Consider the following 12,981-nt stretch of genomic DNA (forward strand, 5'->3'; position numbering starts at 1 on the left):
TCAGAAAGTGGTGTCCATGGTGATTGAGTATGCCGGCTTCACGATCGGGTAATCCTTCACGATGAAGTACCCGCCAGCATCATTGGGGTGATCGTTATCTGCTGACTTGTCTGGTTCGCCATTAGCCGCCCAGATTTGCTGCTCGAGGCTCTCGGTGTAAACCGGGCAGTTCTGAACGTTAACCAGATAGCGGCGCTCGCCGCTGGCGTTACAGAACATAGCATTCATCGAGTTGATGCGGTCTTTAACCGGCGGGTTGGCATCATCAACAATGACGCTGAATCCGGCATCGTTGAGCTGAGCAATATCGGTCTTGCTGGCGTTCTGGGATTTGCGGGAGTCGCCTGACGCATCCGGATAGATGTAAATCTCCCGGCTCTTTACGTAGCGACCGTTCTCATAGCGCCAGAACTCTTCCTGAATGCGCTTAATCATCGCTGGCGTGTCGTAGACCTTCACCAGCTCGCGAACCGCGCGCGGCAGCCCGTTACGCTTTACGTGAACAATCGCGGCCATTTTTCCAACGTTGAAGTCCATACCGATAAACAGCGGATCCCCATCCTGAATCTCGTCAGAACAGTTGTTCAGCTTACGGTTAAAGGTGTGGTAAATGGTCCCGCTGTTGAGATTCGTGAACTTCCCGCGCAGGTAAGCCTGAATAAGTTCATCAGGATAAGAACTCAGCAGCGACGGGATGTAATCCGGGGGCAGGTTCTTCGCGTTGTCGAACGTACTGGCCTGTATCAGACCGTACAGAGCAAAAAGCTCGGGCTTTTCACGCACCGCCTTCACGAACTGCTGGTAGACGAATTTGAACCCTTCTGGCGTGGTCGTGACGTCAATACCATTACGCAGCCCATCAACTTTATAACGCATACGGGCGATGATTTTTCGCCACGCCTGCTGCGCTTTGGCAGCCGCCATAACGTCCAACTCATCCACCATCGCGTTACCGATTTTGAAACCAACTATCGAGCCGGGCTTCTCCATCGAGCGGCAAATTGTGGTCCCGCGGTATCGTCGCCCCTCGTAGAAGTGAACCTCTTTGTTCCCCTCATTGATTTTGACGCTCAGCCCCCAGTCAAAGGCCACCTCTTCGATCGTCGGATAGAAGATGTCACGAATCTGCGGGTAAGTTGGCGCGAAGTAGCCCTGGTTGATTTTAGGGTGCTCCCACATCCCCTTACAGATGCCGCCACAACCCACCCACGTCTTACCGGAACCGAACCCGGCAACGTAGGCTTTAAACTTGTGTTCCATCGCGAGGAAGCGCGCCTGAGGAATGTTAAGTGTCGGGCTGATCCCCATCTTCCGCCCTCGCGTCCACTACGTTGATATTGATCTGCACTGGGGTCGGTTCGTCATCATCACCATCACCGGCCAGCTCTTTGCGGAGTTTTTCCACCTCCAGCAACCGGCGGTCAATTTCGATCTGCTGGAGTTGCTGAGCGAATTCGCTATCCGCCAGGCCGAGCCGCTTCATTACCGCTTCGAACATTCGCTCACGGCTGATAGCGGTTATCTCGACGCCGTTCTTCCCCAGCTTCACACCGGAATAAGCCAGAGCCGCAACGGGGGAGAGTTTCCGGGTGTCGGCGAAATACGGCTGGCCAATACCATCGCCGTTGCAGCGCGGACAGCCTGGGTTAGGCTCTCGGGTGTGATCGTAGCCATAGCCGCCCCTATCATTTGGCTCTTTACCTTTTTTCGCTAAAGCCTCAGCGAGCTTCTCTTCAAACTCTACAGCATCACGCCACTGGTATTGGTGGCCGAATCCCCAGCAGTAACGACACGCGCCGCGGCGGTATTGTGAGAGTTGATTTGCATCGAAGGTGGCGAGCTGCCACATCTGCGCGAGGACTTCATCGGCACTGCCAAGCGTGCGCGCAATGGAGGCTTTCTGCTGCTGTGCAATGGCCTGCGCAACGTTAGGATTCGTTATGAGCTGACGACCGTAGTTTGGATCACTATAACCAGCACGTGCAGCGGCAGCGGTGGCGTTGTTGTCCTTTAGGTACTCCGCGACAAATAAGCGCTGCTGAGCAGTAAGTCCATCATCATCCACCAGCTCATTTGCGCTTTTATCTTTCTGCGCAGTGCGCATTTTTTTCTGCGCAGGTTTTTGCGCAGTGTGCGCAGAAGGTTTTTTGATATATCGACGGGCGGTAGCGTAGTTCAGTCCCTGCGCTTCACACCATTCCTTTGGTGATACGCCGGTTGCGGCATGTTCGGACAGGAACCGTTGCTGAAGCTCGCCCCAGTCCGGTTTTGCCATCTCTACTCCAATAAAAAAGCCACCAGCAAATGCCAGTGGCTCAGAAGATTGCTTTCGATGAATTAACTTTCGAGAAGCTGTTCAAGATTTGTGGGGAATGGCACGCCTGGCTCTTTGCGTAATTTCTCAAGCTTTGCCAATGTGTCACGCTTCTCTTGCTCGCTACCCTGAGAATAATATGGCTTAACAACTCTGATGATTTCATTTGCTGTTGGGGATGAACCGACACCAGAGGAACCCTCGAACTTTCTTAGAGCCGTGTAGATAGCTTTATCCAACTCTTGATTCATGTCCTTTCCCTTTAGTAGAACGAGAGATGCCCGTGGAAATGATATTGTGTCTCAACGTCAAATTTTCAAGCAATGCATGAACAAACAAAAATGACTATCATCTTGTCAGCACAGCATTTGCCCTTTGTAATGGCTGCTTGATGCGCATAAAAAAGCCCCGCGAGTGCGAGGCCTTATGCCAATAAGGGATTACTTCTTGAAGTTCACAGCTTTTTCAATTTCTTCACATGCTCGGGTAACATGTGGATGCTCTACAACCCGATATACACTGTGCCCAAGAATCAATCCATTTGCATCTTGAACTAATTTATCTACATCTCCACCAGCATTACGATATGCACCAATCACTGCGATTAGTGCCTGTTCTAGATCAATTTCTCTTTCTGACATGACATCCTCTATCGTTTTTGAATGGAAGATTTCACATTATCATAGTCACAAGTTTAATTCCTACCAGATCATTTATCCGCTATAGGGGATATTAATAGTTTTATCCCCACATCGGGATAAAAATGGGTCTACCCAGTACATAATTACCACTTTAGAAAGTCATTTATCTCCATTAAAGCTTGCATTTTCTTTTTTCACTTCAATATGATGGTTAGGCACCAAGCACATAAATCAAGGGCTAATCATGACAAAAGAAGAGAAAGAGATTTTCCTTTTCGAGCAAGCGTGCAGCATCATTGCAGCCCGTTTGAGCAATTCATCTTTAAAACTTAATGCTGATGGTTATTTGAGCAGAAATCTTCATCCAGTATATAAAGAACTTGAGAAGCAATTTACCGTATGCTGTCCTAGTGCAAATAAAAGCTGATATCAATAAGCGGCATGATTATTGCCGCTTTCAATCTTTTTCTTCTTTGCAATTTTTATCCCAAGCCTTGTTATGCGCCAGGATGTCCTTCTTCGTCTGGCGGTCCATAACGTCGATATCGTGATCAGTCAGATAGATTGGCTTTACCCAGTCACAGGCGGTATCAACCACCACCGGGACGCTTCCACGTGTCACGCAGCTCGCGATCAACATCGTCATCAGGCATGCGGTTAACAGTCTGCTGTACATTGCTGGCCTCTTTCGTTGCTTCTACACGGCGTTCGGCTGCTGCGGCCGTTGCCGCTGCGTTATCTTCGGTGCGCAGCTGGTCGGCTTTCGCTTCCGCTTTGCTGGTGCCGCGAATATGGCCCAGGCCAAAAGCGCCGGCGATAGCGGAAATTATCAACGCGGCCAGCCCGATTATCGTTTCGATACCCACACTCACCTCATACCAGAACAGATTTCGCCAGGTTAAACAGCGCGCGGCGTTTATCCAGACCATTACGTCCACCGTTGATAAGCAGCGTAACGCGCTCAACATCGCCGGAATGAAGCAGGCAACCGCGGGACGAATAAAACCATGCAGCTGAGCGCGCAGCGTAATCATCTCGCTCCAGCAATTCGGGATACGACACCAGATCCAGTTTCAGCGCCTGACCACAACTGTGATAATTGCTCAGTCCGGTGATTTGCTTCAAACCACGACCGCGATATTTCCAGCCATGGCCTGCTGACTGATTGCCCAGGTGTTCTTTACCCCACTCACCGCCGTACACCAGATTGGCGATCGCTCTCTGATTAGCCGGGTGCTCTGCCGTTCTGCCAAGTGCGGCGGCCTGCTGTGGAGTGATGCGGTGGCTGCCGAAAGTCGGCACCAGGTTTTCAGCAGCGTAATTCAGGTTTTCCACCAGCCGGGTAAATCTGGTGCTTTCATGCCCCATCTGGGCAATAAACATGGCCTGATCAAGCGGTGCGGTGATGCCGTATTCCTTCATAGCGGCGTCGATATGCGGATACCAACGCGCAGCTAACCCGGCGCTGATACCAGCCGCCTTCTGAAATTGTGTTTGGTTCATTAGTGCCTCAGACGATCAACCAGCCGCGCCATATTTCCACGAACCTTCAGGACGGCGGCGAAGATAAGAATGTTTGCTACCACCACCAGCCAGCTGGAATCACGATAAAGGCCGAAGATGAACTGCAAGGGGATCGCGGCGTAAACCAGCACGGTTATATACGCCAGAACAGAAATAAAGGGGCGATGCCGGGCACCATGTCGCTGGTAAAACATCAGCACGATGACGATGGCCGCACAAATAAACGCATTAAAGACTGCTGACGGGTCAATTGCCATTTCCCCCTCCCCCGCGTAGCCGCGAGAAAAACTTGAACACGTTGTTCAAATCCTGGTTGTTAAGATAAGTGAGGATTTTTATACACAGGGCAGACAGAATCACTGCGCCCAGTGCATCCAGAGGTTTTTCATAGTGCGAAGCTGCATTTAGCATTGAGCCAATAAGTCCCGCCCCAAGCACCCCAACGATAAACGACGTCAGGAAATATGCTGCCAGTCGGGCACGGGACAGGTTTGTTGCTGTCGCGACGTAGAACACCGCACCACCAAACGCCCCGAACACCACACCAAAATCTGTATGAGTAAAGACGCCGTACAGGACTGAAGCCAGCAGGCCGCCGCTGAGAACAGCGCCGGTGCCGGTTAATGGATCGGACATTAAGCCCCCTCTTAGTTGCTACGGATCCTCTCAGAATGCTTGAGGGGAAATAAAAAAGGCCGCCACTTGGCAGCCTCAAAAATGACAAAGCCTACCAATTTTGGCAGGCTTTAGATGATTTAGTGGTGTGTAGTGATTGCCACAATTAACAGCTTACAAAAGTTTTTGCGTACGCGTTAATTTTTTTGTATTTTCATTAATACACTGTTCGTAACTCCTAAGTAGAATAAAAAATGACTGCAGAAATAGCCGTTTTCAATAAAACCGCTGTAGCCTTAGCAGCAGATTCAGCTGTAACGATTTCAGGCGGTGGTAAACATAAAATTTATAATGGTGCAGAAAAACTTTTCGCTTTGACTAAACATCATCCAGTAGGATTGATGGTGTATGGAAGCGGCGACCTATGTACTGCTCCATGGGAGCTTGTTATCAAGGCATACAGAAAGGAATTAGGTTCTAAATGCTTTGACACACTTGAGGAGTACGCAGAGGATTTCTTCAGTTACCTGCAGTCTGCTGAAGCTGTAATTACCTCTGGTATGCGTGATGCGCACCTCTATCACTTCTTAAGTGAAACTGTTTTTGGAATGCTGGTTGATGCTTTCTCCGAAGATCTCGAACCTGCTTATCTTGTAAACTTCGATGAACTTCAATTTGTGACAGATTTCACAAATTACTGCGAACAGTTGCTGACAAGATTGGCAGAAGTTGATTATTTGGATGGATTTAATTCAGATGACGAACAAACAGCACTTACATACACTTTAGCAGTCTCACAGCGTATTATTAGCCAAAAATTTAATGATTTCGATCCCGCATCCATAACACCACAACTTATCAAAGTGGTTAGTGACGTATTAGCGGCCATGATTTGTAAGCAAAGTGATATAGGTTCTATCTCAGGGATTGTAATCGCTGGCTATGGTGATAAAGACTATTATCCCAAGGTTCTATCCTATGAGGTATGTGGTTTCTTTAACAACAAAATCAGGAAGACCACAAACGCTGATAAGTGTTGCATAACTCCAAACTGCGGTGTCACCCCCTTTGCTCAAGAAGATGAGGTTTCTGCTTTTATGCAGGGGGCAAGCTCCCATCTCATACAAAACCTTCATAATGAGTATCAGAGTTCGATCATTAATCTGCTGGATGGTATAGATACAGTAATCACAGATATGGTTCCTGCGACAGATCTCGAAGGAGCCAAAGAGGCTATAGTTAACGTAGTTCGTGGGACAGTCGCCGAGTGTAAAGCCCGTATAGATAGCTTTGTACGCGAAAACTATGTTGACAAAGTTGTTAATATGATCGAGTTTTTACCAAAGCAAGATCTTGCCTACATGGCTGAATCATTAGTTAATTTAACTGCTTTCAAGCGCAAGGTCTCCGACGACACCGAAACAGTAGGCGGCCCAATAGACGTTGCGATTATTTCTAAAGCAGATGGTTTTATCTGGGTAAAAAGAAAGCACTACTTTGCAAAAGAACTGAACCATCACTACTTTTCGCGGTCATAGAGACAAATGGATAAGGGGAAAAAAATGTCACTTAAGCAAGCTTATGAAAGAACACAGCCTAAAAGCGTTAACGATTTTTTCCATGTAAACGCTTCAGGGAAAACTAGACGTAATGCTACAGGCAACTCTAACTTTTTCACCAAATTATACAAAGAGTTACCAGCGCAAGCATAAGGTTAAAAAAAGCCACTACGGTGGCTTTTTTTTATCCTACTATAACGATACTCATAACACCTTCCACAAAACCCAGCGCTGTTTGTAGTTCTTTCCTTATTGTTCCATCAGAACACTTTCTTTTTTTAGCAATAGCTCGCAGCGAGATACCAATCACGAAGTGAGCTATGATCAGCTCATATTCCTCCGGCTTATATTTCCTCAAGCGTGCGACACAACCATCAATCATGATCCCTTCATCATCATTACATTGCAGGCGTGACTTCTTACCGTGTGGCAGCAGCCCCTTAAATCCAGCCGCGATAGGTTGCCAGTCAACTCCACTGCTATCAGCAGCCACCCAAGCTCCCCAGCGGTCCATTACGTCGTACATGTCACGCATTTTTCTCTCCAATGTCTTCGATGATTATTTGCCCGGTTTCTCCCCAGATTTTAGTAACCCGTCCGTCCCAGACATGGCTATCCTCGTCAAACACTGCATCCAGTAGAGCTTTTTCCAGATCGTCTTTGTCCGGCTTTTGTTGATGAGGCCGGCCGACATATTGCGCCCGCTTCGTCTTACTCCAGCTCTTTGGCATGGGGATGACGAACGTGACGTGATATCCGGACTCTGGGAGGCGGATGCCCAGCAACCTGACATGTTCTTTGTATGCCCAGTACTCTGCTGTTGCTGGCCGTTTATGCCATCGGTCGCGCTGAGTCATTCGGGGTTTGCCAATCGGCGTAATTTCGTAAATTTTCATGCGGGCACCACCAGCCCGCGGCGGGCAACTTCAATCACTGTCAGAACAATCGCGCGGTCCATAAGCTGCCGACGCTCCTCTCTGTTCAGCTTATTCCCGTTATCAATGCTGTCATGACAGCAAACGCAGAGCGCAGCTGTCGCACAATCATCGGTTTTTAATCCCATGCCTTTCCCTTCGTTCCGGTGTGCCACCTGCGTCCCCCATGCTCCACAAAGAACACAACGCTCGATCTTACCGACGGCGGCGAGCCATTTTTTGCTGCGATAAATAGCCATGCTCACCCCCATATCCGGTTTTGCCACCGGCGATTTATACGCGGTGGTTTATTGCCTTCAGGCAGCCGGGCGCTGACGGTCCAGGTGAGAGAATCGGAGTTCAGGTTGCGCTCTACCTTCACGCCGCGGCGCTGGTATTCCGCCATGAGTTCTTCGGCCTGCTGGGTTGTGCAATCGGTGTGGTGGAACCAGGTCTTCTTCATTCCATCACCCCGCAAAGACAAGGAGCTGCGCGGCGACATTTTCGGCCTCGTCACGGCTACGGAATGAACGGGACAGGACCCAGCGCCAAAGTACATCGAGCGCAGCTTTATAGAGCTGCTGGAATTCCAGTTCGTCCATGTTGGCGAATGAAATGCTGCGAGGATGCTTTTTGAGTGTGCCGTCAGGTAGCTGAATAGCATCGAAGTGCCCTGCCTCGACGATCACCCATGAGCGGTAAGCATCGAAGGATTTGCATAGGCTAATGCCATTTGTGACGCGCCGATAAGCAACCTGCTCAAGATACTGCTCAGCAGCATCGATTAGCGCGCCCTCATTCCCGCCATAAGAAGCCAGGAATTTGGCGTAGCCGGTAATCAGCTTCCGCTCGTTACTAGAAATAGCCCTGCCGGTTGGTTCCCAGTATTCAAAACCGAGATTGAGAAGCGCGAAAAAGCGCCGGTGGAATGCCGGATTTCGGACCCGCCTGAACTCGGCAACAAGAACATCGCCGAGCCGGGTTTTTGATTGCAGGATATCGCTGGTCTCGGGCGTAGCCGGGATCAGTATTCCTGAGTGGTGTTTTATAAGTTGTAATTCTAGCGCCATGGTTATCTCCGTGGCGCATCAGGTATAGGTTGTTCAGGCCTATGAAAGAATAATATCAGACGGTGGTGTAACTCGGTACCCCAGTCGTTTTGCAAATTGCATAAACCCGTTGAAAGTGAAGATTTCTTCCTCTTCGAGTAACGGTCGTAATGAAACTATTCCATTTACTCGATAAACCAGATATCTCCCTTCCGCCGGGAAGCTATAGATAACTGCTTTATCGGCCCTTCTGACCACGTCGTACCATTGATCATCTGCATTAAAGGCATCTGCACTACACACTATTTCCCCCAGAGCGACTTATTGACGCGGTAAACAGTAATCGGGAACAGCCAGGGGAACGCAAACAGCGATACTCTTTGAAACTGCTCCAATGAAATTCACGCGATTAATAAAACCACTCGTCCGCGCTCTCCCAGGTCTCCTGTACGATATGTTCGACCTCTTTCTTGTCGCCCCCGAAAACAGTCAAACCGTTATTACTGGTACGCTTAATCGTAAGCTGGCATTCATCGAACTGTTTGCTGAGTCTTTTGAGCAGTTCTGACTCGAGCGCAGGTATAGCTCCATCAGGAAGTTTCTTCATGCGATCAATGGTTAGCTCGATTTTCATTTATCCCTCCGCAATGAATTACTGTATGCATGTACAGTATATTTATAAACTTATGTAACGGATTTTGCAACGATTTAGTGATCAACTCCCGATGATTAAAACACCCTATGTTAGTACTGTTTGCATAACCCACATCAGGATATTCCTATGAAGAAGCGCTTTCAGACAACAATTTAACTTGTATTTCCCGCATGCCGAAGCCAAGATTTTGCATAGGCACTCATCAGCATACATGTTAATGAAGAAAACACCCTTACAATTGGCGAAGGAAAAATGAAGGTATAAAAGTCCTAGAAGTGAAGCGCCCTTCGATAAGGAGAGCATATGTACTGAAAATAATTCGTTTAAATCATGCTCAGGCGCTTCAAATGACCCACAACGTAATTTGTGGAGACAGACCAGAAGCATTAACCCCTTGAAAATTATGTTTTAGGCTCAGCCTTCGATTGATAATACGAAGCAAACTCTTCACATGGTTGAGCTGGCACGTCAATGTTTTGTTTAGAGACATATTCGAAGTCTTCTGCGGCGTGCAGGTCTTAGCGTTGATTGCAAATAATAAGTATAAGCAAACGATAAATATCAAAAATCATCAAATAAATTTACTATCCTTGCATTTAATTGCCATTTAAATATCATCCGTCTTGGTATAGTCGAAATACAAAACCAAAGAATAGCTCTATAAAAAAATTAAGAATAGCCTTTATAAGCATAAGCCCCTAAGTATTTAATCCTAGGAACTTATACATTAACTAGCATAATGAAATTTGAAAAATTTTTCATGCAAAAAAAACACGTTTGGAAAGTTAAAAATCACTCCCGAAGAATCTTACCTTCTGGTGTTACATTGGTATAATCATCTAAACCTCCACCAGGGTTTTGAACATCCCAATGATCTTTATGAAACTTATCCCAATGCCATTCACGCCGCTTATCATCCAAAAAACCATAATTCGGTTTTCCAGCCTTTAAAGGCTTCGCACTTTTACGCCAATGTTGAGGGGGCACAAAAGGAAAATCACCTTGCGATGGAAGATTATCAGGATAAATTTTGTACCACGTGTATTTGGCAAATTTTATATCTTTCACTTCTTTTATGTTAATGAAATCGTTGTAATTTATGCACATAGGTGTAGGTGTATAAATAGCCTCTTCATTTGTTTTATCGTGAAATGTATGAGTAGAAATATAATTTATAAAATCACAAAAAATATCATTCACTTTTTTTGTGATACCTGCACATCTAACTTTACTAACATTGCCTGTTATAGGATGTACAACAATATCCATGTCATTTAACAACGGTTTTAATACTGCATGCCAATCAGCCAGCCACTTGGTCCATTTTACGTCTTCACCTAAAGACCAAGGGTGCAGCTCCTCAAACATCTCAAGCAAAGTCTGTGAAATAGAAACTTTCAACCCCATGACTTTACAGGCTTTTATAAAGTCAATCAATGGCATTACATAAAACTTTTCTATTACCCTTGGATCAAGGTTAGGATCAATGTTTAAAATATGATGTGGGCAAAATGTGATTTTTGGCATGTTATTTTTCCCAAGGCGCCTTCAACTCTTGATTCTTTTTTACTCTTGCTTGTAAAATTGCATCGGCTAACTTAGTCGACTCATCTAAAAAGCCATCAGGATATTCTGGGAACATTCCATTTTCGTCTATTTTAAATTGCATTATAGTAGCCCCAGACTTTTTACCATCTCCAGTATTCTCAACAAAGACGATATTAATATCATCTTTAATACTTGGTTCTTCAATAACTCGCAGCCTTAATCGGTTTATTAATTCAGCACTATGTGTTTCAACCATTATTCTGCGTCCGTCTTTAATGAATCGTAAAAAAAGATCAGCTAGATTTGCTGCACTTGATGGATGCAAGTGTATTTCTGGTTGTTCAAGCAATATTAAATCACCGGGAGAACTGAGCAAACACATTAGAATTATAGGAATTACTTGAGAATATCCGAAACCGACATCTGAAATAGTTACTTCAGATGAACAATCAGCATTACTTAAATTAATTTGATAAATTAACTCACCTACTCTTGCGGGGCTAATACGCTGACTTAATCCCATAACATGAATACATTCATTTAATGCATCTTTAAGTTTTAACTCTTTTCCATCAAACTTAACTGAATCATTCTGTCGAGCCCACAAGATATGAGCTGCATTTTCACCAGACGGTAACAACTCCTTTGCCACTTCACTAAAATGAACATATGCACGTTTCGGAATAGCACGCAATGGTCCTAAATATTTAATGTTAATGATATCAGCAATGAGTCTTGACATCATAAAACTTTCTTGAGGGTAAAAAGCAGATACTGGTAGCCCGAATTCTGTAAATCGTTCATTATTATATGTCAAATCCTGTCGTTTAATTTGAATGAAACTCGGATAAAAATATTCAAACTCAGAACTTGTTTTAAACTTAACATTATTATCAACGATAATATCTTTGAGAAAGGATGGCATATCACCTTTGTTAATCCTTAATTTTAAAAAATCAATTTTTCTATCTTCTCCTTGGGCAGCAATAGAAAATGAATTAACCATTGGAGAATAATGATTAAATCTTTTTTTATTTTTAAAGCTGAATTTGATATTGGCTTCATCGCCTTTATATGCTAGTTTAAACCCGTACTCTATACTGGCTCTGTCAATGCTTGGAATAGAAAAAGATAACTCTTTTAAGTTTGTAAAAGTAAGGTATTCCCCATCAAGTTCGAGCTGTTCCTTTGATTTACTTGATAGCGTCTGCTTGAGTAACAAAAGGCTTTGAAAAATAGAAGACTTCCCACAGCTATTTTTACCAGCAATAACCGTAAGATTATTTACAATTAAATCATCCAAATTCTTAAATGATTTAAAATTGCGCAAGGATATTGTTTTGATCATATAAACGCCTAGTGGATGTTATTTTTAATGTCAACTGAGCAATGTTACATTAGCATATACAAATTCTAATATAGATCAAGTACAAAATTACATTACACCAAGCAAAATAACCTTTTGTTTTTAAAGTGTTTTCATTAAATCGACCATCCATTCGCCCTTAAGCGAAATTTACATGATTATTAAACCTATGCGTTCCGCAGTAAGAATAGAGCAGAACTATCCCAACATGACAAAGCGTTACATAGTCATTCTTTTCGAATAGACAACCAAACAACTTTCATAGTGCTACAGAAAATTTTTTTCCCGTGGAACATACCCAGCAATCAAGATAATATTGTCGATTTGATGGCCTACCTGCTCTTTTGGTATACTTATACGAAGTAAACTTTCTAGCACTTCACATGCATCATATTTATAAGTTTCTTCCGTTTGGTTCCATAACGAATACATTATTAATTATTTCGGCCACCCAAATACTGTTAGTGCTCAATAAAGGGCCTGAATCACAGAAATGGATTTCATCATCTTTCTTAATAATCTGGAAATTAGTCCAGAGGTAGTTAATCGCATTATGCATACTCTCCCAACAACCTTGATGCGCACATATATTGCCATAATCAACTCCGCCGGTCTCGATCCATTTGATGCGACTTGCGCATCCAGCAGACTGAGCTAATTTCTAACGTTTAGCCACATCTCAAATATCACTGTTTTTGTATAAAAGCCATCATTACCCACCCAACATCGAAACATTCTTAACAAAAATTGCTTACACTTGAAACCCCTTCCCCCTCGCCTGGTTAATTCTGTCTAC

Annotated in this window: 19 protein-coding genes; 2 read left to right on the top strand and 17 right to left on the bottom strand. The window is 44.9% G+C overall.

The genetic code is table 11. The features are described 5' to 3' along the window. From ACQG11_RS21780 to ACQG11_RS21795, 4 genes are all read right to left on the bottom strand, one after another. Nucleotides 1–1,308, bottom strand: a complete 1,308-nt coding sequence (locus ACQG11_RS21780) for a terminase large subunit domain-containing protein (RefSeq protein WP_426728801.1) — start codon at nucleotides 1,306–1,308, stop codon at nucleotides 1–3. Beyond that, nucleotides 1,286–2,275: a terminase small subunit gene (locus tag ACQG11_RS21785; RefSeq protein ID WP_426728802.1), complete on the bottom strand. Its 990-nt coding sequence runs from the start codon at nucleotides 2,273–2,275 to the stop codon at nucleotides 1,286–1,288. The genes ACQG11_RS21780 and ACQG11_RS21785 overlap by 23 nt, the downstream gene beginning before the upstream one ends. Before the next feature lie 62 nt (nucleotides 2,276–2,337). Then, nucleotides 2,338–2,565, bottom strand: a complete 228-nt coding sequence (locus tag ACQG11_RS21790; RefSeq protein WP_426728803.1) for a hypothetical protein — start codon at nucleotides 2,563–2,565, stop codon at nucleotides 2,338–2,340. Between the two features lie 189 nt (nucleotides 2,566–2,754). Beyond that, complete coding sequence (locus ACQG11_RS21795; protein WP_426728804.1) at nucleotides 2,755–2,955, bottom strand: hypothetical protein; 201 nt, start codon at nucleotides 2,953–2,955, stop codon at nucleotides 2,755–2,757. A 244-nt stretch (nucleotides 2,956–3,199) separates the two neighbouring features. Here ACQG11_RS21795 and ACQG11_RS21800 point away from each other — a divergent pair, with 244 nt between their 5' ends. Continuing rightward, nucleotides 3,200–3,382, top strand: a complete 183-nt coding sequence (locus tag ACQG11_RS21800; RefSeq protein ID WP_426728805.1) for a hypothetical protein — start codon at nucleotides 3,200–3,202, stop codon at nucleotides 3,380–3,382. 30 nt (nucleotides 3,383–3,412) lie between these two features. On the opposite strand, the gene ACQG11_RS21805 is transcribed toward ACQG11_RS21800, so the two are convergent. Genes ACQG11_RS21805 through ACQG11_RS21825 form a run of 5 tightly spaced genes read right to left on the bottom strand, consistent with a single transcriptional unit; the run spans nucleotide 3,413 to nucleotide 5,115 of the window. Next, nucleotides 3,413–3,556 carry a hypothetical protein gene (locus tag ACQG11_RS21805; RefSeq protein WP_426728806.1) on the bottom strand — a complete coding sequence of 48 codons (144 nt, stop codon included), beginning with the start codon at nucleotides 3,554–3,556 and terminating at the stop codon, nucleotides 3,413–3,415. After that, entirely contained in the window at nucleotides 3,546–3,821 is a 276-nt protein-coding gene (locus ACQG11_RS21810; protein WP_426728908.1) for a hypothetical protein, read from the bottom strand. Before ACQG11_RS21810 ends, ACQG11_RS21805 begins: the two co-directional genes overlap by 11 nt. Nucleotides 3,822–3,828: 7 nt before the next feature. After that, nucleotides 3,829–4,458, bottom strand: coding sequence for a glycoside hydrolase family 19 protein (locus ACQG11_RS21815; protein WP_426728807.1), 630 nt, complete (start codon nucleotides 4,456–4,458; stop codon nucleotides 3,829–3,831). Continuing rightward, nucleotides 4,458–4,736 carry a phage holin family protein gene (locus tag ACQG11_RS21820; RefSeq protein WP_333013785.1) on the bottom strand — a complete coding sequence of 93 codons (279 nt, stop codon included), beginning with the start codon at nucleotides 4,734–4,736 and terminating at the stop codon, nucleotides 4,458–4,460. The genes ACQG11_RS21815 and ACQG11_RS21820 overlap by 1 nt, the downstream gene beginning before the upstream one ends. After that, nucleotides 4,726–5,115, bottom strand: a complete 390-nt coding sequence (locus ACQG11_RS21825; RefSeq protein WP_426728808.1) for a phage holin family protein — start codon at nucleotides 5,113–5,115, stop codon at nucleotides 4,726–4,728. The genes ACQG11_RS21820 and ACQG11_RS21825 overlap by 11 nt, the downstream gene beginning before the upstream one ends. Before the next feature lie 233 nt (nucleotides 5,116–5,348). Here ACQG11_RS21825 and ACQG11_RS21830 point away from each other — a divergent pair, with 233 nt between their 5' ends. After that, complete coding sequence (locus ACQG11_RS21830) at nucleotides 5,349–6,632, top strand: hypothetical protein (protein ID WP_426728809.1); 1,284 nt, start codon at nucleotides 5,349–5,351, stop codon at nucleotides 6,630–6,632. A gap of 205 nt (nucleotides 6,633–6,837) precedes the next feature. Here the strand turns inward: ACQG11_RS21830 and ACQG11_RS21835 are convergent, their stop codons facing one another. The 8 genes from ACQG11_RS21835 to ACQG11_RS21870 all read right to left on the bottom strand — a co-directional run bounded on the left by ACQG11_RS21835 (nucleotide 6,838) and on the right by ACQG11_RS21870 (nucleotide 12,167). Next, a complete protein-coding gene (locus ACQG11_RS21835) occupies nucleotides 6,838–7,188 on the bottom strand; it encodes an antiterminator Q family protein (protein WP_426728810.1) in 351 nt (116 codons plus the stop codon). Further along, nucleotides 7,181–7,549: a RusA family crossover junction endodeoxyribonuclease gene (locus ACQG11_RS21840; RefSeq protein ID WP_426728811.1), complete on the bottom strand. Its 369-nt coding sequence runs from the start codon at nucleotides 7,547–7,549 to the stop codon at nucleotides 7,181–7,183. The genes ACQG11_RS21835 and ACQG11_RS21840 overlap by 8 nt, the downstream gene beginning before the upstream one ends. Next, complete coding sequence (locus tag ACQG11_RS21845; RefSeq protein WP_426728812.1) at nucleotides 7,546–7,827, bottom strand: hypothetical protein; 282 nt, start codon at nucleotides 7,825–7,827, stop codon at nucleotides 7,546–7,548. Before ACQG11_RS21845 ends, ACQG11_RS21840 begins: the two co-directional genes overlap by 4 nt. Before the next feature lie 2 nt (nucleotides 7,828–7,829). After that, on the bottom strand, nucleotides 7,830–8,030 hold the full coding sequence (locus ACQG11_RS21850) for a hypothetical protein (RefSeq protein WP_426728813.1): 201 nt from the start codon (nucleotides 8,028–8,030) through the stop codon (nucleotides 7,830–7,832). Between the two features lie 4 nt (nucleotides 8,031–8,034). Further along, a complete protein-coding gene (locus ACQG11_RS21855) occupies nucleotides 8,035–8,637 on the bottom strand; it encodes a DUF1367 family protein (RefSeq protein WP_426728814.1) in 603 nt (200 codons plus the stop codon). A gap of 388 nt (nucleotides 8,638–9,025) precedes the next feature. After that, nucleotides 9,026–9,250, bottom strand: coding sequence for a DinI family protein (locus tag ACQG11_RS21860; protein ID WP_426728815.1), 225 nt, complete (start codon nucleotides 9,248–9,250; stop codon nucleotides 9,026–9,028). Between the two features lie 813 nt (nucleotides 9,251–10,063). Beyond that, nucleotides 10,064–10,798, bottom strand: coding sequence for a hypothetical protein (locus ACQG11_RS21865; protein ID WP_426728816.1), 735 nt, complete (start codon nucleotides 10,796–10,798; stop codon nucleotides 10,064–10,066). Nucleotide 10,799: 1 nt separating this feature from the next. Continuing rightward, nucleotides 10,800–12,167, bottom strand: a complete 1,368-nt coding sequence (locus tag ACQG11_RS21870) for an AAA family ATPase (RefSeq protein WP_108453080.1) — start codon at nucleotides 12,165–12,167, stop codon at nucleotides 10,800–10,802. Nucleotides 12,168–12,981: the final 814 nt, after the last annotated feature.

This window comes from Enterobacter cloacae complex sp. 372C4, assembly GCF_050030615.1.
GTDB classification, from domain to species: Bacteria; Pseudomonadota; Gammaproteobacteria; order Enterobacterales; family Enterobacteriaceae; genus Enterobacter; species Enterobacter intestinihominis.